Consider the following 21,083-nt stretch of genomic DNA (forward strand, 5'->3'; position numbering starts at 1 on the left):
CACCACTATGAAGAAGACGAGTCCCGCCGACACGATGCTCAGGCAGCCCGCGAACACGGCGCGCATCACGAACCGTCGATCACACAGTCGAGGGGAAGATCCTCGCCGGAGATTGTGCAGCCCGCCGCGCGCACCCGCCAGCCGTCCCCGCTCGCCGCGAGGAACACCGTGTCGCCCTCGAGCTCGACGATGGCGGCCTGGCCGTAAGCCTCAGCACGGGGCGCGCCCGTCGCCTCGGCGAGGTCGAGGGTGACGATCGCCTCAGCGCAACTCCCGGCGCCTTCGACTGCGTCCACTACGGCCTGGGCCGCTCGCGGGGTCAGCGCGGCGCAGGCAGTGGCGCCATCAGCCGCGGCCACCGCAGCCTCGAAGGCCATCGCGGTCGTGCCGGCGGCCACCGTGTCGGGAGCGAGGCCGGCGCATCCTGCGAGCAGCAGGGCCGGCACGCTCAAGGAGGCGAGGACGGCCCCCCTCAGCAACGACGAGGCGTGTGGACGGGACATTGAACGACCTCCTCGCGGCGGGCCAGACGACCACCCTCATGCTCACAGTAGGCCGCACCCCGAGCGCCAACGAGTCGGTTGACAGCCGTAGTGGAAGCGACCGGTCAACGGCACAAGATCTCGACGACGGGCCGTTTCGCCTACCCGTCGGCGGCAAGTCTGCAGAAGGCAAGAGTGCAGCTGGGCGCCCCGGTGGCGCTCACCGGCGGCTCGGAGATTGGCCCCGCTGCCACGCGCGCAGAACCCTATTAGTCGTCCCGGCCGAGAGTAGAACCGCGCCGAAACGAGCATCGGCTCGAACGGGCACGGGAGTTCAAAGCTCGTGCAGACGGCTCCTAAGTGGGAGCCCGTTCGTCCGCAACCGAATGTCTATGAAAGCGCGCGTGCACGGCCGCGCGCGGATGGCAGCGCTCAATGGCGGTGTCCCGATCTCACTCTGGGTCCGTGTGGGCGGCCGCGGATCGTCGAGTCTGTTGTAGAGGGGGTCAGCGGGCGCGGTAGAGGGCGACCGTGGTGGGGTCGATCGTGAAATCGACGTGGTCCCCGATCCCGGCGCCGAGTGCTGCGAGGGCGGAGGGGGTAAGGTCTGCGGCGAGGGTGTCCGAGCGCACTCGGATGATGTCGCCGCGGCGTTCCAGATCTCGGATCTGATCACGGATCTCGTTCGGATGCGGAGTGCTCTCGTGGGCTGGAGTGATGGTGACGGTCGCGGGTCGGAATGAGGCGACGACGTCGAGTCCAGGAGCGATGGTTCGATCGGCGGCGAGCCGGAGTTCATGTCCGTGGGTGTCGCGGAGGCCGGTTCCGGTGGAGGTGCCGGTGAGGAGGTTCAGGCCGGCGAGTTCGGCGGTGAACGGGTTCTGCGGTCGCTCGAGGACGTCGTGCGTGAGCCCCTGCTCGATGAGCTTCCCCTTGCGGAGAATGATGACGCGGTCGGCGAGGGTGTAGGCGTCGAGGACGTCGTGGGTGATGAGGATGGTGGTGCGTTCGCGCAGCACATCGCGCAGCATCCGCCGCAGCTGCGGAGCGACGGAGACATCGAGGGCAGCCATCGGTTCGTCGAGCAGGAGCAGGGCGGGACTGGGCGCGAGCGCGCGCGCGAGGGCGACGCGTTGCGCCTGCCCGCCCGAGAGCGCAGCCGGCCGCCGAGAGGCGAATTCCTCCGCGTCGACGGCCGCCAGCCATCGGCGCGCGCCAGCCTCCGCGACCGATCGTTTCGCGCCGGCGCTGCGGGGACCGAAAGCGACGTTGTCCAGGACGGTGAGGTGCGGGAAGAGCAGTGGGTCCTGCGCGAGGAGCCCGATGCTGCGCCGGTGAGGCGGCACGTGCACGTTGCGGCCGGTGTCGAACAGGGTCGTACCGGTGAGGACGGCGCTGCCGTCGTCGGGGCGGAGCAGCCCGGCGAGCAAGTTCACGAGCGTGGATTTACCCGCACCGTTGGGGCCGAGCACTGCCGTGGTCGTCCCCGCGTCGAGGTGCAGATCGACGTCGAAGTCGCGCTCGCGCACTCGCGCGGAGAACTGCAGCGTCATCGGGTGGGCTCTGGGCTCTGGGTGGGGACGCGAGAACGGGTGTGGGCGAGGCCGATGACGAGGACGGCGACGAGGACGAGGACGAGGGAGAGCGCGACAGCCGCGTCGGGGTCGGTTTCGCGCTGGAGGTAGATCTCCAACGGAAGGGTGCGGGTGACACCTTCGAGGCTGCCGGCGAAGGTCAGCGTGGCTCCGAACTCTCCCAGCGCGCGGGCGAAGGAGAGGATCGCTCCCGAGAGCAGCCCGGGCAGGATCAGCGGCAAGGTGACCCTGCGCAGGACCGTCGAGGGCCGCGCGCCGAGGGTCGCGGCGACGCTCTCGTACCGGTCGCCGGCGGAGCGCAGCGCCCCTTCGAGACTGAGGACGAGAAAGGGCAGCGCGACGAAGGTCTGCGCGAGGATCACTGCCGTGGTGGAGAACGCGATCTGGATTCCCAACGCCTGCAGGGTGCTGCCGAGCAGACCGAGCCGACCGAAGGTGTAGAGCAGCGCGATGCCGCCGACCACTGGTGGCAGCACCAGCGGCAGCAGCACGAGCGAGCGGACGAGGCCCTGTCCGGGGAACGTGGTGCGCGCGAGGGTCAGCGCCATCGGCACGCCGATCGCAATGCACAGCAGGGTCGCTGCGGCCGCGGTCCGAAGACTCAGCAGCAGCGCCGCGATCGAGGACTCCGAGGTGATCAGCGGAACGAAGTGGACCCAGTCGACGCGAGAGAGGATTCCCGCCAACGGCAGCAACACGAATACGCTGCCGAGGACCGCGACGGCGATCACCCACCGCGGGAGTCCGGAGGAGCTGATCACTGACGGAGTCCGAGTAGGTCGCAGGTCACGCCTTGCCGTTCGGGGTCTCGACGACGACCATGGTCGCCTTCACGACAGCGATCGCCGGGGTGCCGGGCTCAAGGCCCAGCTCTCGCACGGCTTCGGCGGACATCAGCGAAACGACGCGGTGCGGGCCGCACTGCAGCTCGACCTGCGCCATCACCGCGTCCGAGACGATCTCCGTGACGATGCCGACAAACCGGTTCCGGGCGGACCGGCCGACGTCGCTGGGGTCCACGGGCAGAATCGCGTTCTTCTGCGCAAGGCGCGCCAGGGCCAGGCCGTCGATGACGCTGCGCCCCGAGGCGTCCTTCGTGCTGTCCAGAGTGCCGTTGTCGATCCAGCGTCGCACGGTGTCGTCACTGACACCCAAGTAGTCGGCGGCGTTCCTGATCCGGATCTGCGGCATGTATTCCATCGTAGAACCGAGAAGGCGGAAAAGGATCCCGCCTATGGCACCCGCACCAGTGGAGGTGAGACGCCGATCGCCCCGTCCCTTCGAGGAGGGAGCGGGGCGATCGGCGGGCAGGAGCAGGAGTGATCAGGGGGCGCCGAAGCCGGCGGCGGCGAGGACTTTCAGGCCGGCGTCGCTGGTGACGTACTCCGCGAACGCGGCCGCGACCTCGGGGTTCGCGGCGGCCTTCACCGGCGCGATCGGGTAGGTGTTGACCGCTTCGGAGGACTCGGCGAACGTGATGCCCTTCACTGCGTCGCCGGCTGCGGTGACGTCGGTGACGTAGACCAGGCCCGCATCGGCCTCGCCGGAGGTCACCTTGCCGAGCACGTCGGTGACCGAGGACTCCTCGCTGACCGGCTGGATGTCGACGCCGGTGGCGCCCTCGACGGTGACCGTCGCCGCGCCGCACGGTACCTGCGCGGCGCAGATGACGGTCTTCACGCCCTCCTTCGCGAGGTCAGCGAAGCCGGTGATCCCGGCCGGGTTCGTCGGGGGCACGGCGATCTCGAGGGTGTTCGTCGCGAAGTCGACGGGCGCGCCCTCGATGAGGGCGGCGTCGATGAGCTTGACCATGTTCTTCTCATCCGCGGACGCGAACACGTCCGCGGGAGCGCCGTTCGTGATCTGCGTCACCAGGTCAGATGACCCGGCGAAGTTCAACTCCACCGTGGTCCCCGGGTTCTCCTCCTCAAACGCCGACGCGAGCTCGGTGAACGTGCCCTTCAGCGACGCGGCCGCGAACACGGTGATCGAGCCCGACAGAGAACTGGTCGGCGTCGCGGACGCTGACGCGGACGCACTGCCCTCGGCGGTAGAAGTGCCTGCCGAGCAGCCTGCCAGCACCGTCAGAAGTGCGCCGGTCGCGGCAACCGAGGCGAAAGCTCGAGACACGTTCATGGGAGTCCCTTCAAGGAAAGCTCGACGCGACGACTGCCACACCGGCCAAGTCCGCGAATGCGTCACAGAAGTGAGTCTAGATTAGCGAAAGCGGCGCGCAGGAGTGTTCGATTCCGCGAGAGAGGAACAGCAGCACGCTTCCTCCACGCGGGACGGCGAGCTTGCAACTCACAGAAGTGCAAGACGTTCAGGCCTCCGGAGGAGACTCAGCCCATGAGAATCAGCGCACGCAACCGCCTCAAGGGCACCATCCTCGACATCACCAAGGGCGCCACGACTGCCCACGTCCGCATCGACGTCGGCGGATCCACCGTCACCGCATCCATCACCAACGAAGCCGTCGATGAACTCGGACTGGCCGTCGGCGGTCAGGCCTGGGCAGTGGTCAAGGCCTCCGACGTGATGGTGGCCGTCGACGGCTGACCCATCGCCACCCATCCCTCTTGACCGTGGCCGACGAAACTCCTCATCGGCCCGAGATCGCTGTATTCGGGGTCTTGAAAAACAGTTGTTTTGTGAGTGGCGACGATGCTGCGCACTAGTTTGCGATCGGCAAGTTGAGCGCAGGCGTTGGTCGTGGACGTCCTTCCGCACGCGTCCGCTGCCTCAGATGGCGCTTTACTGAGTCCTAGTCGGGGCAGGGCTTCACCCGAAGAAGCCCTGCCTCGCGCGCCTACATCTGGTCCGTTCCGTCGATCTGCATCGACACGGACCACATTGGCGCGGAGGCGACGGTCTGCCCTACCGAAGGCGACCTCGGCATGAGAGGCCGCGTTCCTCCGCCCGCCATGGAGACCGTCTACGTCGCTTGACACCATCGCCGATCGCTCGTCATCATGCTGGGACGACCGGCGGCAGCGGGCCACCGGGACCCGGAAGAAACGGTGTACCGATGCCCACCACGATCTTCGTCAACCTGGCCGTCAGCGATCTAGCAAGATCCCGGGCGTTCTACGAATCGCTCGGCTACTCCATCAACGAGGGCTTCAGCGACGACAACGCCGTCAGCGTCGTGATCAGCGACACGATCACCGCGATGCTGCTCACACGGGAGTTCTTCGCCGAGTTCACCAGCAAGCCGATCATCGACGCCACCACCTCGACCGAGGTGCAGCTCGCCCTCAGCGCCGAGAGCAAGGCGGAGGTCGACACCGTTCACGGGAAGGCCGTCGCCGCGGGCGCGACGGACGCCGGTACCCAGGACCACGGCTTCATGTACTCGAAGAGCTTCGACGACCCGGACGGCCACCACTGGGACTACGTCTGGATGGACCCGGAGGCCGCCGCCGGCGGAGCGCCTGAGATCAGCCTCGAGGAGATCCGAGAGAACACGACGCACAGCTGAGCCTCCTCTGGCTACCACGCCGCCCGCGGATCCGGCGGCGAACCTCAGGTGAGGTGACTTACCAGCGAATCCGCCACTGCCGTCGCGGCGCGCATGTTCTACTGATCGTTGCGAAAGTCTTCGCACCGCTCGGCGAAGGCCTTGAAGTCCTTCATGTGCTGCTGCGACTGCTTGACTGCTCCGTAGGCGAGAGGACGACGGTCAGGCGTGGCCCGCGAGACCGACGACATTGCCCTGCGGATCCGCGAACTGCGCGATGACCACCGTCCCATCGGGACGAACGGACGGCTGGACCACGATCGTCGCGCCGAGCTCGACCGTGCGGGCCAGGCGTTCCGCGACGTCCTCCACGCCGACGTAGAACACCACTGCGGAGACGAATCCCTCTCCGCCGCCGAGACCGATGGGCACAGGGCCGGCGGCCGAAGCGGGCGGTTGAAGGCGTAGGCATCGGGCTGTGACACGGCCGGAGCGACCGGGGCACCCGGCTCCGAGGACCAGCCGAAGAGCGCTGAGTAGAACTCGCGCAGCAGGGGAAGGACGTCCGTCGGCTCGGGCCTCTGCTCGGACGACGCAGCTGCGCGAGCACGAGTGGTGGCGACCGAGGAGCGCTGTCGATCACCTCTTGGCGCGCGCCTCGTCCGGTGCCACCCTGGAGACGTGACTGAGGACACTGCGGCAGCGGAACTCCGGGCTCTCATCGACGAGCGTGTGCAGGCGATCGCGGCGCGCGATGCGCGGTACCTCGCCGACGTGCAGGATCCCGAGGTCCTCGCCTTCAACGTGCTGCCTCCCCTGCGACTCCGTGGATCGGACCTGGTGGCGGAGCAGACGCGGGCCTGGTTCGACGGCTACTCCCGCGGACCCGGCTACGAGGTGCACGATCTGCGGATCGACGTGGACGGGAGCGTCGGTTCGACGGCGTTCCTCTACCACGTCACCGGGACCCTGCACTCGGGCGACGAGGTCTCGATGTGGGTGCGCGCCACGCTGGTCTGGAAGAAGATCGACGGCAGGTGGAGGATCGTCCACGATCACGAATCCATCCCCTGGGATCCGAGCACCGGCCGGGGTCTGGCCTCCCTCGAACCCTGACGCGGCCCGATCTCCTCCGCGCGATCCCGTCGATTCCCGCCTGGCTTACCCGCCGGGCTCAGCTCTCAGAGGGAGTGGTCGTGGCGGAGGGGGCGGGTTCCGTGTACTCGTCGTGACGGCGCATCCAGAACGCGTGCGGCGCCTGCGGCCAGTCCTCGGGGACGTCCGCGCCCTCCATCTGGCTGCCGTAGGGGGTGAGTGAGAGGAGGCTGTTGACGCTGCCGACACCGCCGACGACGGTCCCGTTCTGGAGGAAGTACGTGCGGTACACCTTGTCGCCGTCGCGGAGGAAGACGTTGAGGGCGAACCACTCCGTCGCCCCGAAGTCACTGGTGAAGGAGGGCGTCCTGATCGTGTACCAGGGCACGTCGTCCCAGCCCATCCGCGCCTTGTACGCCGCGAGCTGCGGCTGCGCGGCGGGCGACGCCATGGCGAAGGTGACGTCGTGCGCGTGGACGAGTCCGAGGTCGCCGACGCCGTCGGCCCACGACGAGCAGCCCGCGCACCCGGCGTCCGGCCAGCCTGCGACGCCCTCCTCGAAGAAGAAGCGGTAGAGGATCAGCTGGCTGCGACCCTCGAAAAGGTCGACCAGCCGCACGACGCCCTCCAGGCCCTCGAACAGGTACTCGTCCTCGACGAGGACCATCGGCATCCGCTTGCGCGCCGCGGAGGTCTCCTCAAGCACGGCGGCCAGACGCTCCTCCTGCTCGCGGAGGGTGGCGAGGGAGGCGTCCCACTCGGACGCGGAGACGACGGGAGGCTTCGCGATGCTCATGCCCGCATCGTAGGCACTCGTGGCGTCCGCGATCCAGGAATCGGCGTCAAGACTCTGCACCGGATGCCGACAGCGTCTTGCGCAGCTCCACCTCGGCGTAGTGACGGCCGCGGATCTCGCCATTGCGCCGCTCGCCGGTCGGCGTGTATCCGGCGGAGGCGTAGACGTGCTGAGCGCGGGTGTCGGCGTCGTGAGTCCACAGGAACACCCCGTGCCGGCCGCGAGCGCGCAGGTCCGCCTCCGCCGCTTCGAGCAGGCGCCGCCCGATCCCGCGCCTGCCGGCAGCGGGATGAACGAACAGGACGTACAGCTCGCCGTCGTCGCCGTGGGTCCCGGAGTATCCGACGACGCGGCCGTCGAGCTCGGCCACGAGCAGGACGTCCGAGGGTCCCGTCTCGGCCACGGCCTCGACCCAGAACTCCGGCGGGAACATCGGCACGATCTCCTCGATGCGCTCGAGATGCGTCCACCCGTCGAGCACCGCCGCGTCGAAGACCTCGCCCAACCGCGGCGCGTCGCTCGCGACCGCGTTTCTCACCACTGCACCACCGTCGATCCCCATGGACCGACGCTACGACGGACTCCGGATCGACCGCCACTTCTCCGAGGGACATCGAGGAGACCAACATGGGCGTTGCTCACCACGGGAGTGCTCGGCATCCTGAGTCGATGAACGAACTCCACGATCTTCTGGACCGATTCACCGGCACGTGGCGATCCGAGGGCCGGATCGTCGACGGCGGCGAGCACGACGGCGAGCGGTGGCACGGCTGGGACGTCTACGAGTGGTTCCCGGGCGAGCGGCACCTGGTACACCGCGTCGACGTCGAGATCTTCGGCGCCCGCAGGGAAGCGCTCGAGATATTCACCCCGCGCCCCGGAGCGCCGCGCACCTTCGACCAGACCTCGTTCGACGCCGACGGGAGCATCGAGCACGCGCTGGGCCGGTTCGACGCGGACGGGACGTACCGCAGCGGGAACGAGAGCGCACGAGCGACCCTGACCTTCGACGCTCCCGGCGCGATGACGGCGCGATGGGAGATACGCCGCGACGACGGCAGCTGGGGCGAGTGGATGACCGTCGCCTTCACCAGGATCGGCGAACCGCGCATCCAGGTGCGCTCCACGCGTGAGCACGAAGGCTGACGCGGGCACTGGAACCGGGCGGGGCGGACTCGCTAGCGTCGGGGCATGAGCAGACTCGTCGTCTCCGTCCTCACCTCCCTCGACGGCTACTACGAGGGCCCCGAGCACGACCTCTCGACCCTCCCGTTCGAGGACACGTTCAACGACCACAACCTCGAACTGCTGAGGCGGGCGGGCACTCTCGTCTACGGGAGCCGCTGGTTCCGCGGCAACTGGGACAGCTGGAGTGCCGTCGCTGCCGACGACTCCGCTGGCGACCGCGACCACGAGATCGCCCGCCTCGTCACCACGCTCGACTCCCTCGTCATCAGCGACTCCCTCACCCTCGATCCCGACGCTCCCTGGGCCGCCACCACACGGATCGTTCCACGCGATGACGCGGCGGCTGAGATCGGTGCACTCAAGGCGGCCGGTGACCGCGACCTCCTGATGTTCGGCAGCGGGACGACCTGGAACCCGCTGCTCGAGGAGGGCCTCGTCGACGAGCTGATCGTCCTCGTCGGAGCCGGACTCGCCGGCGGCGGTTCCTCCCTCTACTCCGGAGCACCGCATCCCGGCCTCACGCTCGTCGACGCGGTCGTGCTCCCTGGATCCGAGCTCGTCCGGCTCCGCTACGACGCGAGCAGCAGATGACCGCCACGTACACCTGGGACGTCTTCTCCACCCTCGACGGCTACGGGTCCTACGACACGGGCCCGGACGGCGCCGACTGGGGCGGCTACTGGTCGAAGCAGGGCCCCGAGCTCCTCGACTGGCGGGCAGGGCTCTTCGTCGAGCCGCTGCGCATGGTCTACGGGGCGACGACCTTCCGCGAGGTCGCCGGGATCTTCGCCGCCGGCGTCGACCCGAACGCCCTCGACGAGTGGAACCGCCGGTTGCACGCGATGCCCGCCACCGTCGTCTCCTCGACGCTGCACGACACGCTGGGCTGGCCCGACGCGACGATCGAGTCGGGCGACGCAGTGGACATCATCGGACGGCTCAAGGAGACGTCGGAGCTGCCGCTGCGCTCTCAGGCCAGCCTGTCTCTGAATTGGTCGCTGCTCGCCGCAGGACTCGTGGACCGCATCGAAGTGACCGTCTTCCCCGTCATCACCGGCAGCACCGGAGTCAGCCCGATCTACGCAGGACTGGCCGACTACGACCTCGAGCTGCTCGACACCCGCACACTCGACGGGAAGACCGTCGCCCTGACCTACAGGCCGTCCGTGCGCGGCTAGCATCCTCACAGTTTGGTGCCCGCACGCCGAACTGATCGCCTCGTTGCAGCCGGCGACCGCGCCTCGCGCGCAGCCGCCGCGAGGGACAGCGCTCGACCACGTACTGGGCGATCAGCACCCCGGTCGTGGTGGCGACACTGCGCTGCAGGGTCAGAGACGCCCGGTCGGAGTCCCCGAAGAGGCGTTGCCCCGAGCCGAGCGCGATCGGGTGGATCTGCAGGACGTACTCGTCGACGAGACCCGCGCGGTGGAGCGCGCGGACGAGCTCGCCGCTCCCGAGGACGGTGGTCTCCGTCGAAGAAGTCGCGCAGCGCAGCGACCTTCTGCACCGCATCGCCCGCGAGCAGCGTCGAGTTCGGATAGCCCAGCTTCGTCACGGCAGAGCGGGACACCACATACTTCGGCGCCTGGGTGAGCAGGTCGGTGAACGGGTTCGGTTCCGCGGTCGTGGTCCGGTAGCCGAGGAGGTCCTCGTAGGTGCGGCGTCCGAAGAGCATCGCTCCCTCGCCCGTCATCCCCTCGGCCATGAACGCCATCGACACCTCGTCCTGGTAGCCGTTCCCCCACCCTCCGTGGGCGAAGCCCCCACGAGTGTCCTCGTCCCGGCGCCCGGGCCCCTGCATGACTCCGTCGAGGCTGACGCTCTCCGTCGCGCTGATCCGTCCCACAGTCGAGTCTCACCGATGAGTGCGATGTCTCGACGCTGGACCGGCGAGCCGCGTGAGTGGTGCAGCTCGATGCGCTCATGCATGTGCTCCGGGAGGCGATCGGCTGAGGCCGCCTGTGGAGGGGCTTCGCTCAGCCGCCCACGTGCGAACCGAAACCCGACTTCCCGGTGCCGCCGAAGCCTCCGGAGAGGGTCGCCTTCGAGCCGACCTTCGCGCCTGCGGGCGCCCTCTGCACGACGTCCGGCTGCGTCGCTCCGTGGGCCGCGAAGCCTCCGGTCGATACGGGAGCCCAGCTCGACGGGCGCGCCGAGCTCCACCGTGAGGAGGGGTAGATGATCGGGCCGAGCCAGTAGCCGCCGCCGTAGTAGCCGTGGTAGTCGTCACTCGACTCGCACAGCTGCTCCGGGTCGTCGCCGACCGGCTCGCCCTGAGCCTGGAGCGTCGCGATCTGCTCCCGGATGTCGGCGAGGCATTCCTCGCGGGAGTGATAGATCGGGCGCTCGGCGTTCTCGGGGATGACATAGTCCTGGCCGTCGGCGCCGGTCGCGACGACGCCGTCGGGCGACTGGTTCGCGGAGGCGAGCGCCGCGGCGATCCCGATCGCTCCGATCACGACGGCGCCTCCGACGATCAGGCCGCGTCGCCTCGACGCGATGCCGCTGATGCCCACCGAGCCGGAGCGGCGCGGGCGCGCGCGGGTGGCGCCGGTCGCGTCCTGGACCGGGTGCGCGGCGGGGGAGCGCTCGGGCTCGGTCATCGGGTCTCCTCGTCCTGGGGACGGTCCGGTCGCGCATCCTGCGGGCGAGCAGGCTCCGCGCGGCCTAAGACCGGCACCGCTGCGTCGCGATCGATCCGACCGCCCTCGATGAAGTGTGGGACGAACTCGGCGAGGTCGCCCGTGATCGGACCGCTGGTCTCGCGCACGTCGATACCCGCCGGCGTCTCGCCGACGATCCAGCTGCCGAGGACGACGGTCTTGCCGTCGAGGCGGGCGAGCTCGGCGCGCGCCTGGTAGACGAAGCCCTCCTCGCCATAGCCCCCGCCCGCCTCCGCGATGACGGAGCCGTCGGCGTCGAGGATCGTGACGTTCGCCCCCTCCCGCCCGAGGCGCGGCTTGCGCACCTGCGCGATGCCGGCGAGCGACTCGGCCGACGCGGGAAGCAGGTGCGGGTGGCCGGGGAACAGCTCCCAGAGCACCACGAGCAGCTGCTTGTTGCTCAGCAGCAGCTTCCACGCCGGCTCCACCCAGCGCGTGCGCTCTCGCCGGTCGAGCAGGAGCCCGCCGAACTGCTCGCCGAGCATCCACTCCCACGGGTACAGCTTGAAGACGTGTCGGAGGGGCTCGCCGTCGGCGTCGAGGAAGCCCGCGCCGTCGAGCTCGTAGCGGATGTCCTCGATGAAGACGAGCTTCGGGTCGAAGCCCGCCTGGGCGGCGGTCTCGGCCATGTAGGCGACGGTATCGGCGTCCTCGACGATCAGCTCGCCGTCGCCGGAGTCGTGCAGCGAGGCGAGATGCAGGCGGGCGCCCTCGTCGAGCTGCCAGCGGTCGACCCGGAGGTGCCGCCACTGCTCGACGAGCTGCTCGTGCAGGCTGTTGAACTGATCGGCGTCAGGCCCCTGCGTCTCGACCAGCCACTGCCACTGCGCGGCAGCCGTCTCGACGAGCGAGGTCGGCGTGTCGGCATTGAACTCGAGAAGCTTTACCGTGTGCTCGTTGTCATAGGCGAGATCGAAGCGGCCGTAGACGGTCGGGTCGTCCTCGTCCCACGAGGTGCGGACGAGCTCGTGGAAGCGCGCCGGGATACCGAACTCCGCGAAGCGCCCGGTCCGCACGACATGCTCGCACGCGTCCATGCAGCGGTCGAAGAGCTCCTGCGTCGCGCCCTCGATCGTCTCGATCTCGGCGGCCGTGAAGCCGTACGCCGCCGACTCGTTCCAGTACGGCCGTCCGCCCTCGGACGGCAGGTCGTAGAAGCTGAAGCCCACCTCGTCGCAGCGGGCTCGCCAGTCGGGGCGCGGGGTGAGGGTGTAGCGGCGCATGGTCCCGATCAGTGTAGGGCGAAGGGGCGCCGGCGCCTTCCTCTCACTCCCCTCCGCGGATGCGCTCGAGAGGTGCCGCGAAGAAGTCGCGTTCGAACGCGCTCGAGCGCAGGAAGGCGTCGCGCATCGCGGCACGCTCGATGGGTGTCGCCCTGCGCGCCGCCTCCTCCGCGACGGCGATGGCTCGGTCGGTCGCCGTGACGAACGCGGGGTCGGCGTAGGTGCGCAGCCAGTCCTCGTAGGGGTGACCTGGCCGGTTCGCGGCGCTCAGGCGCACCCCGACATCGGCGTAGAGCCAGAAGCAGGGCAGCAGAGCCGCGACGATCTCGCCATAGCCGCCCCTCGCGCAAGAGGCGAGGAGGTGGTCGAGGTAGGCGCGCGTCGTGGAGGAGGGGGGCGCCGTCCGCGTGCCGAGGCGGTCTCGGTGCAGCTGCGCCTCCGCGGCAAGCGCGGACGCCGAGCTCTCGGCCCACAGGACCTGCTCCTGCGTCGTGGGCGCGCGCTGCGCCGCGACCGCCAGAACCCGGGCGTACTCGATGAGGTAGAGCGCATCCTGCTCCAGATACCACTCGAAGTCCTCGCGGTCGAGCGACCCGTCGCCGAGCGCCCGCACGAAGGGCAACTCGTCGATCTCTCGGCGCAGCTCGCGTGTCTCCTCCCACACCGCCGCGCAGAACGCGGGCGGACGGAGGCGATGGAAGTGGTCGATCGGGCCGTTGCCGCTGCCGACCTCGAGCGTGTCGGCCGCGCGGAGGGCGCCGGTGAGCCACTCCTTTGCCTCGACGAGAGCCTCGGCGAGGGCGGCGGAGGCGGAGCCACGACCCGCCAGCAGCGTCGCCATCGCCGACGACAGCGAGCACCCCGTCCCGTGCGTGCTCGTCGTGGCGACGCGCTCGCCGAGCGCCTCGAACACGTCGCCGTCGGGCGAGACGACCGCGTCGGGCGCCACCCCACCCTCGAGGTGACCGCCCTTCACGAGGACCGCGGTGCCGAGCGCACGCGCGAGACCGCTCGCCTGCTCGAGCGCGGTGCCCCAGTCTGAGGCGGTCGACGCCCCCGCGAGCACGCCCAGCTCCGCGAGGTTCGGAGTCACCAGGTGGGCGCGGCGCACGAGGGCACGCACCGCCGCCTCGGCGTCGGGATCGAGCAGCCGGTGCCCGCTGGTCGACACCATCACGGGATCGAGGACGACGACCGGCGGCCGCACCCGGTCGAGCCACTCGGCGACGACGGCGGCGTAGTCGGCGGTGGCGATCATCCCGATCTTCACCGCGTCGATCTCGACGTCGTCGCTCACGGCGTCGAGCTGCTCGCGGAGGAAAGAGGCCGGCGGCAGGTGCACCGAGCGGACCCCGTGCGTGTTCTGGGCGACGAGGGCAGTGACGACGGCCATCCCGTAGCCGCCGAGGGCTCCGATCGACTTGAGGTCGGCCTGGATGCCGGCACCCCCGGTGGGGTCCGTGCCGGCGATGCTGAGGATGCGGGGCGTCCGGGGCGCGGCGGGGAGGAGGGTCATCGGTCCCACTCCGTCCGGAAGCGGCGGGCGATCGCGGCCGGATCCTCCGCCGTGCACAGGGCCGAGACCACGGCGAGCCCGGCGGCTCCCGCAGCGCGCAGCCGTGCCGCGTCGGCCACGCCGATGCCGCCGATGGCCACGCACGGGAGGGTGGTCGCGGCGGCGAGGGCAGCGAAGCCGTCGTGGCCCACGGGGGCGGGATGATCGGCCTTGGTGGCGGTGGGCCGGATCACTCCGATGCCCAGGTAGTCGACCGTGCCGGGAGGCAGGGCGTGCACGGCATCGAGGTGGGCGGGCGTGTTCGCGGTGAGCCCCAGGACCGAATCCCGCCCGAGGATCTCGCGGGCGGCGAGGACCGGGAGGTCGGACTGGCCGAGGTGGGCGCCGTCGACGCGTGCTCCCGATAGGCGCGCGGCGAGGACGACATCGACGCGGTCGTCGACGAGCAGGGTGGTCCGCTCGTCGAGGACGGCGGCGACGGCGCAGGTGAGGGCGACGAGCTCGGCGGCCGACGCCGCGTGGTCTCTGACTTGGACGGTCGAGACTCCGCCCGCGACCGCTGCGGCCACGACGGCGGGAACCCCCCGCGCGCCGCACTGCGCCGTGTCGGTGACGAGGTAGAGGGAGAGGTCGAGGCTCATGCGGCCGGCCCGCCCACGATCCGCGCCCCCGCGGCGACATCCGCCGCGTCGAGGGAGGCGAGTGCGTCGAGAAGCCCGACGGCGAAGGAGCCGGGGCCGGAGGCCTGCGCGGCGGCGCGTTCGGCGGCGAGCCCCCAGACGACGGAGGCGGCGACCGCGGCCCGGAGCGGGTCGTGCTCGCCCGAGCCCACGAAGGCGGCCATCGCGGCGCCGAGTGCGCAGCCGCCTCCCGTGACGCGCGTGAGCAGCGGGTGCCCACCCGAGACGCGGACGAGCTGCTTTCCGTCGGTGATCACGTCGACCGCTCCCGACACGGCCACGACCGCGCCGAAGCGACGAGCGAGGGCGAGCGCCGCGTCGAGCGCCTGCTCCGCGGTGTCGACCGAGTCGACGCCGCGCCCGCCCCCGCCGACACCGGCCAGCGCCCGGATCTCGGAGGCGTTGCCGCGGATGATCGCCGGACGCGCCTCGAGCAGTTCGACGGCCAGGGCGGTGCGCACGGGCAAAGGACCGACGGCGACGGGATCGAGCACCCAGGGCGTGCCGACGCGCGAGGCCGCGGCGACCGCCTCCCTCGCCCCCTCGCGCTGCTCGGCGCCGGGGGTGCCGAGGTTGACGAGCGTGGCGGAGGCGACGTTCGCGAACACGCCGGCCTCGCCCGGCAGATCGCACATCGCCGGTGAGGCGCCGAGCGCGAGGAGGCTGTTCGCCGTGAATCCGGTGACGACGGCGTTGGTGATGCACTGCACGAGCGGTGTCGCGGCGCGCAGCGCGTCGAGGTCGCGACCGACCGAGGCCGCATCGGGCGTCCTGTCGGCGGGGAGGGTCGGGTGGACAGGCGTGCGAATGCTCATTCGCGACATCCCTTCGCTAGTACGAACTAGATCAGGTTCGACGGGTGTCTTCTCAGCCCTCGGCGGGCACCCCGTGTCACTGGCGTCGACCCTAGCAGCGGGTCGAGCGCACTCGACTCTCGCCGCCTCAGCTCGGGAGGATCGTGCTGTCGCCGCGCGGCTCGACGACGACCCGCAAGCCGACCGGGAGGCGTTCGCGCATCGCATCGACGTGGCTGATCAGGCCGATGGTCCGGCCGCCCGTGCGCAGCGAGTCGAGGGTCCCCAGCGCCGTCTCGAGGGTTTCGGCATCGAGCGAGCCGAATCCTTCGTCGATGAACATCGTCTCGAGCGAGACGCCTCCCGATTGCGCGGTCACGACGTCGGCCAGCCCGAGGGCGAGCGCGAGGGAGACGAGGAAGGTCTCGCCGCCCGAGAGCGAGGCGGGTTGTCGGCGGACACCGGTGAACGCGTCGAGGACGTCGATGCCGAGGCCCGAGGCGCCGCCGTGATAGGCGAGGGAGTCACTGTGCGCGAGGGCGTAGCGCCCGCTCGTCATCGCGTCGAGGCGGAGGTTGGCGGCCGCGACGATCTCTTCGAGTCGTCCGGCGAGGGCGAAGGCCTCGAGGTCCATCCGTCGCGTGTTCTGCCCGCGACCCGAGACGGTCTCGGCGAGCGCGCGCAGCTCGTCGTGGCGGCGCAGACGCTCGTCGAGCACGCTCAGCGTCCTCGTCGCTCGGCGTGCGAGCTCGGCGAGCCGTGCGGACCGGTGCTCGAGCACCGAGAGCCGGTCGCGCGCCTCGTCGCGGCGGGTGGAGGCGGCGCGTGCCTCTTCGTCGGCGCCCGCCACGTCGACGGGGCCGCTCGGGATCGCGTGGAGCTCCGGATCGGCGAGCGTCGCCTCCGTGGCGCTACGGCGGCGGTCGTGCTCGGCGACGGTAGCCTCGGCCCGCGCCCGCTCGCCGGAGGTGAGGGCTGCGCTCTCGGCCTCGTCGGCCGTGGCGAAGCCGTGCTCCGCGAGCACCGTGGCGAGCTGCGCCCGCGCCTCGCGAGCGGTCTCTTCGCGTGACGACGCGGTGTCGTGCGCCTCTACCAGGGCCTCGGCGCTCTCGCGCTGTGCCGTGAGGGCCTCGACGCGCGCCGCGATGCTCTCGGCCCCGTCGCGGGAGGCCTCGACACGCGCGCGGAGGAGCCGGAGCGCCTCTGCCGCGAGGGTCGCCTCGCCCGCGAGCCGCTGGTGCTCCGTGCGCGCCTCGTCTCGCTCTCGGCCGAGCGTCTCGATGCGCTCGCGGACCGAGACGCGCTCGTGGCGCACCGTCTCGGTGCGGGCGAGGGCGGCATGGGAGGCGGCGAGCCGCTCCTCGGCCTCGGCGTGCAGCAGGACGAGGTCGTCGAGGGTCTCGTCTCCTGCCCGCTCGTCGAGGGAGGCGAGGGTGAGCGCCGCGGTGCGCTCGTGCTCGCGTGCAGCCTCGATCTCGGCGGCGGCCTTCTCGAGGGAGGCGCGAGCGCGATCGAGGTCGCCGGCGCCGACCGGGGCGAGGTCGCCGGGCTCGGCGGGGTGCGGGTGTTCGCACGAGCCGCACACGGGACACGGCTCGCCCGGCGAGAGCCGCGCGGCGAGCTCTCCCGAGAACCCCGCGAAGCGCCGCGTGATGAGGCTCGCCTGCTCGGCGGCCCGAGCGACGTGAACCCGCGCCGCCTCCGTGAGGGCGGCCCGCCGCTCGCTGAGACGTGTCGTGGCGCTCTCTCGCTCGCGAGCCGCCTCGATCCTTGTGGCCAGCGTCGCCTGCGCCTCGGCGCGGACCGCGACGGCAGCCGCCTCGGTGGCGAGCGACGCCTCTTCTGCCTCGAGAGCGTCGAGGCGCGCGGGCAGCTCGCGTAGTGAGTCGTCGAGCGCCGCGAGCGCCCTGGCGGCGCTCTGCTCGGCGTGTTCGGCGCGCGCGGTCTGGCGCTCGACCGCGGGGATCCGGCGTTCCTCGGCCAGGACCTCGGCGAGGGCGCCGAGGAGAGCGCCGATCCGCTCGGCGGAGGCGGAGGCGTCAACACGCTCGCCGGCCTCGCCGAGGGCGGTGCGGTAGGCGTCGGCGGCGAGATCGCGCTGCGAGGCGGCCGCTTGCGCCGCGGCCTCGCTGGCGCGCGTCGACCGCAGCAACGGCAGGACGGCGTCGGCCCGCCGGGAGTCGTCGATCCGCCCGCGCAGCTCGATCACGTGCGCCTCGGCGGCGGCGAGTCCCTCGACCTCGATCAGCGCGAGCCGCCGCCGCTCCTGCGCGCGACTGACGCGACGGGCCTCGTCGAGGGCGGTCGCCGCGTCGCGGCTCGCGGAGTCGGCGGCGACCGCCTCGGCGCGCGCCCGCTCGAGGGGCTCGGCGAGCCGGGCGGGAAGGCCCGAGAACCACGCGGCGTCGTGCGGGATGTCGGCGTCCGCCGCCTCCTCGCCGGCGAGCCTCGCCGCCTCGTCGGCCAGCGCCGAGACTCCCGCGCGATCCTCCTCGAGGCCGCTCGCGCTCGCATCGCGCTGCTCGAGGAGGCGTCGGCGCAGCAGCTCGTACCGCTCGGTCGCGAAGAGCGTGCGCAGCAGACGCTGGCGGTCGTCGTTCTTCGCCAGGAGGAACTCGTGGAAGCGGTTCTGCGCGAGCAGGATCACCTGGAGGAACTGGTCTTTCGTGAGGCCGACGATGCGGCCGATGTCGGCGCCCACCTCTTTCGTGCTCGACGAGAGACCCGTCCACGCACCGTCGACGTGTTCGTGCAGTTCGACCTTCGCCGCTTGGGTCGTCGTGCCGGTGCCGCGCCGCTTCGGTCGTTCGAACTCGGGTGAGCGACGCACGCGGAAGAGCCTGCCGGCTGCCTCGAAATCGAGCTCGGCGTAGGTGTCGTCGCCGGGGCCGCTGTGATCGCTGCGCAAGCGTGTGGCCGCTCCGTCGAACCGGGGCACCGAACCGTAGAGGGCGAAGCTGATCGCGTCGAGGATCGTCGACTTGCCGGCGCCCGTGCGCCCGGCGATCAAAAAGATTCCGAGGTCTTCCAGGCGATCGAAGTCGACGAGCTGCTCGGTGCGGAACGGCCCCAGGCCGGCGAACGCGAGACGGCGGATCCTCACCGCATCGCCTCGGCGTCGACCGCCGCGAGCCCCTCGAGCACCAGCGCGCGCTCGGCCGGGCTGGCTCCCTGGCCGCGGACGTGCGTGAGGAAGTCGTCGACCACCTCGATGTCGGTGCGCCCGCGCACGCGCTCGGCGTACGCCCGCTGCTCGCCCGCCGCGGGGGGCGGACGGTGCTCGAGCGTGGCGCAGCCGGGGAAGCGGGTCTGCAGGCGCGCCATCGCGTCGAGCGGGCGCACCGGATCGGTCAGCACGGCCGACACCCAGTCGTCCTCGCTCTCGGCGAGCGAGGGGTCGTGCAGCAGCTCGTCGAGCTCGCCCTCGATCACGCGGAGACGCCGAGGCACGGGGAGCGGAGACCACTCGACGCCGTCGAGCCCCTCGGCTCCGATCGAGACGAGCCACCCTCCGCGAGGCTTCGCGGCCTCGCCGAAGGAGTAGTGCAGGGGAGCACCGGAGTAGCGCACGTGCGGTCGAAGCTCGGCACGCCCGTGGAGGTGGCCGAGCGCTGCGTAGTCGGCCGCGGTGAAGTGCTCGACCGACACGTAGTCGAGACCGCCGGCCGTGATGTCGCGCTCGAGCGTCGCCGCGGGCGCCCCGACGGCGAAGCAGTGCGCGAGCACGACCCACGGCCTGCCGGCCGCTTCGGCGTGGCGGCGCACGCGCCCCATGGCGAAGGCGAGGACCTCGTCGTGGCGGCGCAGAGCTTCTTCCGGGTGCCGATGGCGGTAGAGCGCCGGCTCGAGGTAGGGGATTCCGTAGACCCCGACCTCGACTCCGTGGCCGTCGCGCAGCACGACCGGCTCGGCGTAGGCGTCGGGATCGGTGAGCACGTGGACGCCGGAGGAGCGCAGCAGCCCCGCCTGAAAGCCCAGCCGGGCGGGGGAGTCGTGGTTTCCGCTCGTGAGAACGACCTCGGCCCCGGCCTCCCGAATGGCCTCGAGCGTGCTGGTGAGCAGGGTGTAGTGCTCGGCTGCGGGCACGGCCGAGTCGAACACGTCGCCGGAGACGAGCACCGCGTCGACCTCGTCGCGGCGCACGGTCTCGACGAGCGCCTCGAGCACCTGGCTCAGGGCCGCGACGGTCGAGTGGCCGTGGAAGGCGCGGCCGATGTGCCAGTCGGAGGTGTGCAGCAGCTTCACGAGCGTCCTCTCGATCGGGGTGGGCCGGGTGCGTGACCAGGCTAGTGAGGACCTCCGACATCGCCGCCTCGCCCGCCGAGTCACCTGCCGTTCACCCGGAGGTGCACAATGGGGCGTCGACGAAGGCGAGAGGAGTCGGCCGTGAAGCTACCCCGAGTGCCCGCGACGCTCCTCGGGCTCGGCTCCCGCACGCGGGCGGCGGCCGAGGACACCGCCCCGGTCCCGCGGCTCGCGCCCGACGAGGAGCCGACCCGGACCAGCACGGTCGACAACGCCATCTACCAGGACGGCCGCCGCGTCGTCTCGCCCCACAGCATCCCGGAGGCGCTGGCCGCCCTCGAACGGCTCCCCGACGCGATGGCGTGGATCGGGCTCTACCGCCCGAACGCCGCGGAGCTCGCCGCCCTCGAGGACGAGTTCTCGATGCATCCGCTCGCCCTGGAGGACGCGATCTCGGCGCACCAGCGCCCCAAGCTCGAGCGCTACGGCACCGACATGTTCGTGGTGCTGCGAGCCGCGAGCTACTCGGACCAGCGTGAGGAGGTCGACTTCGGCGAGCTGCACCTTTTCGTGGGCGCCAATTTCGTGGTCACGGTGCGCCACTCCGAGAAGCCCGACCTCTCGCTCGTGCGTCGCCGCATGGAGGCCGACCCGGATCTGCTCCGGGTGGGGCCGGTCGCCGTCCTCTACGCGATCCTCGACGCGGTGGTCGACCAGTACGCGCCCGTCGTGGCCGGACTCGAGAACGACATCGACGAGATCGAGGCGCAGGTCTTCGAGGGCGACCCGGCCGTGTCGCGACGCATCTACGAGCTGAGCCAGGAGGTCCTCGACTTCCAACGGGCGACCTCCCCTCTGACCGGCATGCTCGGCCGCCTGGTCACCGATTTCGAGGTCTTCCAGTCCGATGTCGAGCTGCGCCGCTACATCCGCGACGTCGCCGACCACGTCGCCGTCGTCGACGAGCGCGTCGAGGGGTTCCGCACCACTCTGCGCGAGATCCTCGCCGTCAACGCGACCCTCGTCGCGCAGCGGCAGAACGAAGACATGAAGCGGCTCGCGGAGGCGGGCTACCAGCAGAACGACGAGGTCAAGCGCATCTCGGCGTGGGCGGCCATCTTCTTTGCGCCGACGATGATCTCGAGCATCTACGGCATGAACTTCGACGTGATGCCGGAGTTGCACGTCGCGTGGGGCTATCCGGCTGCGCTCGCCGCGATGGTCGCGTCCAGCGTCGTCCTGCACCGTCTGTTCAAACGCTGGGGCTGGCTCTGATCCTCCGCCGGCCGCTCTGTCAACGCCCTGACGCCCTGCTGGCGTCCGCGTAGCGTCGATCCGGAGCCGCC

The 21,083-nt window shown here is 70.9% G+C and carries 23 protein-coding genes and 1 riboswitch; of the genes, 7 read left to right on the top strand and 16 right to left on the bottom strand.

What is annotated here, in order from left to right; all coding sequences use genetic code 11:
• Positions 1–65: 65 nt before the first annotated feature.
• The 5 genes from ITJ45_RS05350 to modA all read right to left on the bottom strand — a co-directional run bounded on the left by ITJ45_RS05350 (position 66) and on the right by modA (position 4,213).
• A complete protein-coding gene (locus ITJ45_RS05350; RefSeq protein WP_228493630.1) occupies positions 66–503 on the bottom strand; it encodes a hypothetical protein in 438 nt (145 codons plus the stop codon).
• Positions 504–988: 485 nt separating this feature from the next.
• Positions 989–2,035 carry a sulfate/molybdate ABC transporter ATP-binding protein gene (locus ITJ45_RS05355; protein WP_194608849.1) on the bottom strand — a complete coding sequence of 349 codons (1,047 nt, stop codon included), beginning with the start codon at positions 2,033–2,035 and terminating at the stop codon, positions 989–991.
• On the bottom strand, positions 2,032–2,838 hold the full coding sequence (locus tag ITJ45_RS05360) for an ABC transporter permease (RefSeq protein ID WP_194608847.1): 807 nt from the start codon (positions 2,836–2,838) through the stop codon (positions 2,032–2,034). The genes ITJ45_RS05355 and ITJ45_RS05360 overlap by 4 nt, the downstream gene beginning before the upstream one ends.
• A gap of 25 nt (positions 2,839–2,863) precedes the next feature.
• On the bottom strand, positions 2,864–3,268 hold the full coding sequence (locus ITJ45_RS05365) for a TOBE domain-containing protein (RefSeq protein WP_194608838.1): 405 nt from the start codon (positions 3,266–3,268) through the stop codon (positions 2,864–2,866).
• A 132-nt stretch (positions 3,269–3,400) separates the two neighbouring features.
• Positions 3,401–4,213, bottom strand: coding sequence for a molybdate ABC transporter substrate-binding protein (gene modA / locus ITJ45_RS05370; protein ID WP_194608836.1), 813 nt, complete (start codon positions 4,211–4,213; stop codon positions 3,401–3,403).
• Between the two features lie 213 nt (positions 4,214–4,426).
• Between modA and ITJ45_RS05375 the strand changes: the two genes are divergently transcribed.
• A complete protein-coding gene (locus ITJ45_RS05375) occupies positions 4,427–4,636 on the top strand; it encodes a TOBE domain-containing protein (RefSeq protein WP_194608833.1) in 210 nt (69 codons plus the stop codon).
• Positions 4,637–5,105: 469 nt separating this feature from the next.
• On the top strand, positions 5,106–5,558 hold the full coding sequence (locus tag ITJ45_RS05380; protein ID WP_194608831.1) for a VOC family protein: 453 nt from the start codon (positions 5,106–5,108) through the stop codon (positions 5,556–5,558).
• A 201-nt stretch (positions 5,559–5,759) separates the two neighbouring features.
• Here the strand turns inward: ITJ45_RS05380 and ITJ45_RS05385 are convergent, their stop codons facing one another.
• Positions 5,760–5,969 (bottom strand): VOC family protein, encoded by a 210-nt coding sequence (locus tag ITJ45_RS05385; protein ID WP_194608829.1) that lies wholly within the window; start codon positions 5,967–5,969, stop codon positions 5,760–5,762.
• 249 nt (positions 5,970–6,218) lie between these two features.
• Between ITJ45_RS05385 and ITJ45_RS05390 the strand changes: the two genes are divergently transcribed.
• Positions 6,219–6,653: a YybH family protein gene (locus tag ITJ45_RS05390; RefSeq protein WP_194608827.1), complete on the top strand. Its 435-nt coding sequence runs from the start codon at positions 6,219–6,221 to the stop codon at positions 6,651–6,653.
• 58 nt (positions 6,654–6,711) lie between these two features.
• Here the strand turns inward: ITJ45_RS05390 and ITJ45_RS05395 are convergent, their stop codons facing one another.
• Complete coding sequence (locus tag ITJ45_RS05395) at positions 6,712–7,428, bottom strand: DUF899 family protein (RefSeq protein WP_194608817.1); 717 nt, start codon at positions 7,426–7,428, stop codon at positions 6,712–6,714.
• A 46-nt stretch (positions 7,429–7,474) separates the two neighbouring features.
• Entirely contained in the window at positions 7,475–7,990 is a 516-nt protein-coding gene (locus tag ITJ45_RS05400; protein ID WP_194608816.1) for a GNAT family N-acetyltransferase, read from the bottom strand.
• A gap of 107 nt (positions 7,991–8,097) precedes the next feature.
• Between ITJ45_RS05400 and ITJ45_RS05405 the strand changes: the two genes are divergently transcribed.
• From ITJ45_RS05405 to ITJ45_RS05415, 3 genes are read left to right on the top strand one after another with little or no spacing between them, the layout of a single operon-like run.
• The gene (locus tag ITJ45_RS05405) at positions 8,098–8,574 is read left to right on the top strand and encodes a hypothetical protein (RefSeq protein ID WP_194608814.1); all 477 of its coding nucleotides are present in this window, start codon (positions 8,098–8,100) and stop codon (positions 8,572–8,574) included.
• A 45-nt stretch (positions 8,575–8,619) separates the two neighbouring features.
• On the top strand, positions 8,620–9,207 hold the full coding sequence (locus tag ITJ45_RS05410; RefSeq protein WP_194608812.1) for a dihydrofolate reductase family protein: 588 nt from the start codon (positions 8,620–8,622) through the stop codon (positions 9,205–9,207).
• The gene (locus ITJ45_RS05415) at positions 9,204–9,794 is read left to right on the top strand and encodes a dihydrofolate reductase family protein (RefSeq protein WP_194608810.1); all 591 of its coding nucleotides are present in this window, start codon (positions 9,204–9,206) and stop codon (positions 9,792–9,794) included. Before ITJ45_RS05410 ends, ITJ45_RS05415 begins: the two co-directional genes overlap by 4 nt.
• On the opposite strand, the gene ITJ45_RS14010 is transcribed toward ITJ45_RS05415, so the two are convergent.
• The 8 genes from ITJ45_RS14010 to ITJ45_RS05455 form a co-directional block, all read right to left on the bottom strand.
• Positions 9,685–10,128, bottom strand: coding sequence for a dihydrofolate reductase family protein (locus ITJ45_RS14010; RefSeq protein ID WP_228493629.1), 444 nt, complete (start codon positions 10,126–10,128; stop codon positions 9,685–9,687). The two genes, ITJ45_RS05415 and ITJ45_RS14010, sit on opposite strands and share 110 nt — an antisense overlap.
• 464 nt (positions 10,129–10,592) lie before the next feature.
• On the bottom strand, positions 10,593–11,219 hold the full coding sequence (locus ITJ45_RS05425) for a hypothetical protein (protein ID WP_194608808.1): 627 nt from the start codon (positions 11,217–11,219) through the stop codon (positions 10,593–10,595).
• Positions 11,216–12,502, bottom strand: a complete 1,287-nt coding sequence (locus tag ITJ45_RS05430) for a glutathionylspermidine synthase family protein (RefSeq protein ID WP_194608806.1) — start codon at positions 12,500–12,502, stop codon at positions 11,216–11,218. Before ITJ45_RS05430 ends, ITJ45_RS05425 begins: the two co-directional genes overlap by 4 nt.
• Positions 12,503–12,545: 43 nt before the next feature.
• Positions 12,546–14,018: a bifunctional hydroxymethylpyrimidine kinase/phosphomethylpyrimidine kinase gene (gene thiD / locus ITJ45_RS05435; RefSeq protein ID WP_194608804.1), complete on the bottom strand. Its 1,473-nt coding sequence runs from the start codon at positions 14,016–14,018 to the stop codon at positions 12,546–12,548.
• A complete protein-coding gene (thiE, locus tag ITJ45_RS05440) occupies positions 14,015–14,659 on the bottom strand; it encodes a thiamine phosphate synthase (protein WP_194608803.1) in 645 nt (214 codons plus the stop codon). The genes thiD and thiE overlap by 4 nt, the downstream gene beginning before the upstream one ends.
• Entirely contained in the window at positions 14,656–15,513 is an 858-nt protein-coding gene (gene thiM, locus ITJ45_RS05445) for a hydroxyethylthiazole kinase (protein WP_194608801.1), read from the bottom strand. The genes thiE and thiM overlap by 4 nt, the downstream gene beginning before the upstream one ends.
• Positions 15,505–15,597: riboswitch (TPP riboswitch) on the bottom strand. (Overlaps the previous gene by 9 nt.)
• 43 nt (positions 15,598–15,640) lie before the next feature.
• On the bottom strand, positions 15,641–18,595 hold the full coding sequence (locus tag ITJ45_RS14310; protein ID WP_194608799.1) for an AAA family ATPase: 2,955 nt from the start codon (positions 18,593–18,595) through the stop codon (positions 15,641–15,643).
• A complete protein-coding gene (locus ITJ45_RS05455; RefSeq protein WP_194608797.1) occupies positions 18,592–19,737 on the bottom strand; it encodes an exonuclease SbcCD subunit D in 1,146 nt (381 codons plus the stop codon). Before ITJ45_RS05455 ends, ITJ45_RS14310 begins: the two co-directional genes overlap by 4 nt.
• A 141-nt stretch (positions 19,738–19,878) precedes the next feature.
• Here ITJ45_RS05455 and ITJ45_RS05460 point away from each other — a divergent pair, with 141 nt between their 5' ends.
• Positions 19,879–21,012, top strand: coding sequence for a magnesium and cobalt transport protein CorA (locus ITJ45_RS05460; RefSeq protein WP_416365271.1), 1,134 nt, complete (start codon positions 19,879–19,881; stop codon positions 21,010–21,012).
• Positions 21,013–21,083 lie beyond the last annotated feature (71 nt).

Origin of the sequence: Rathayibacter sp. VKM Ac-2879, from assembly GCF_015351245.1 — a bacterium.
Classification (GTDB): domain Bacteria; phylum Actinomycetota; class Actinomycetes; order Actinomycetales; family Microbacteriaceae; genus Rathayibacter.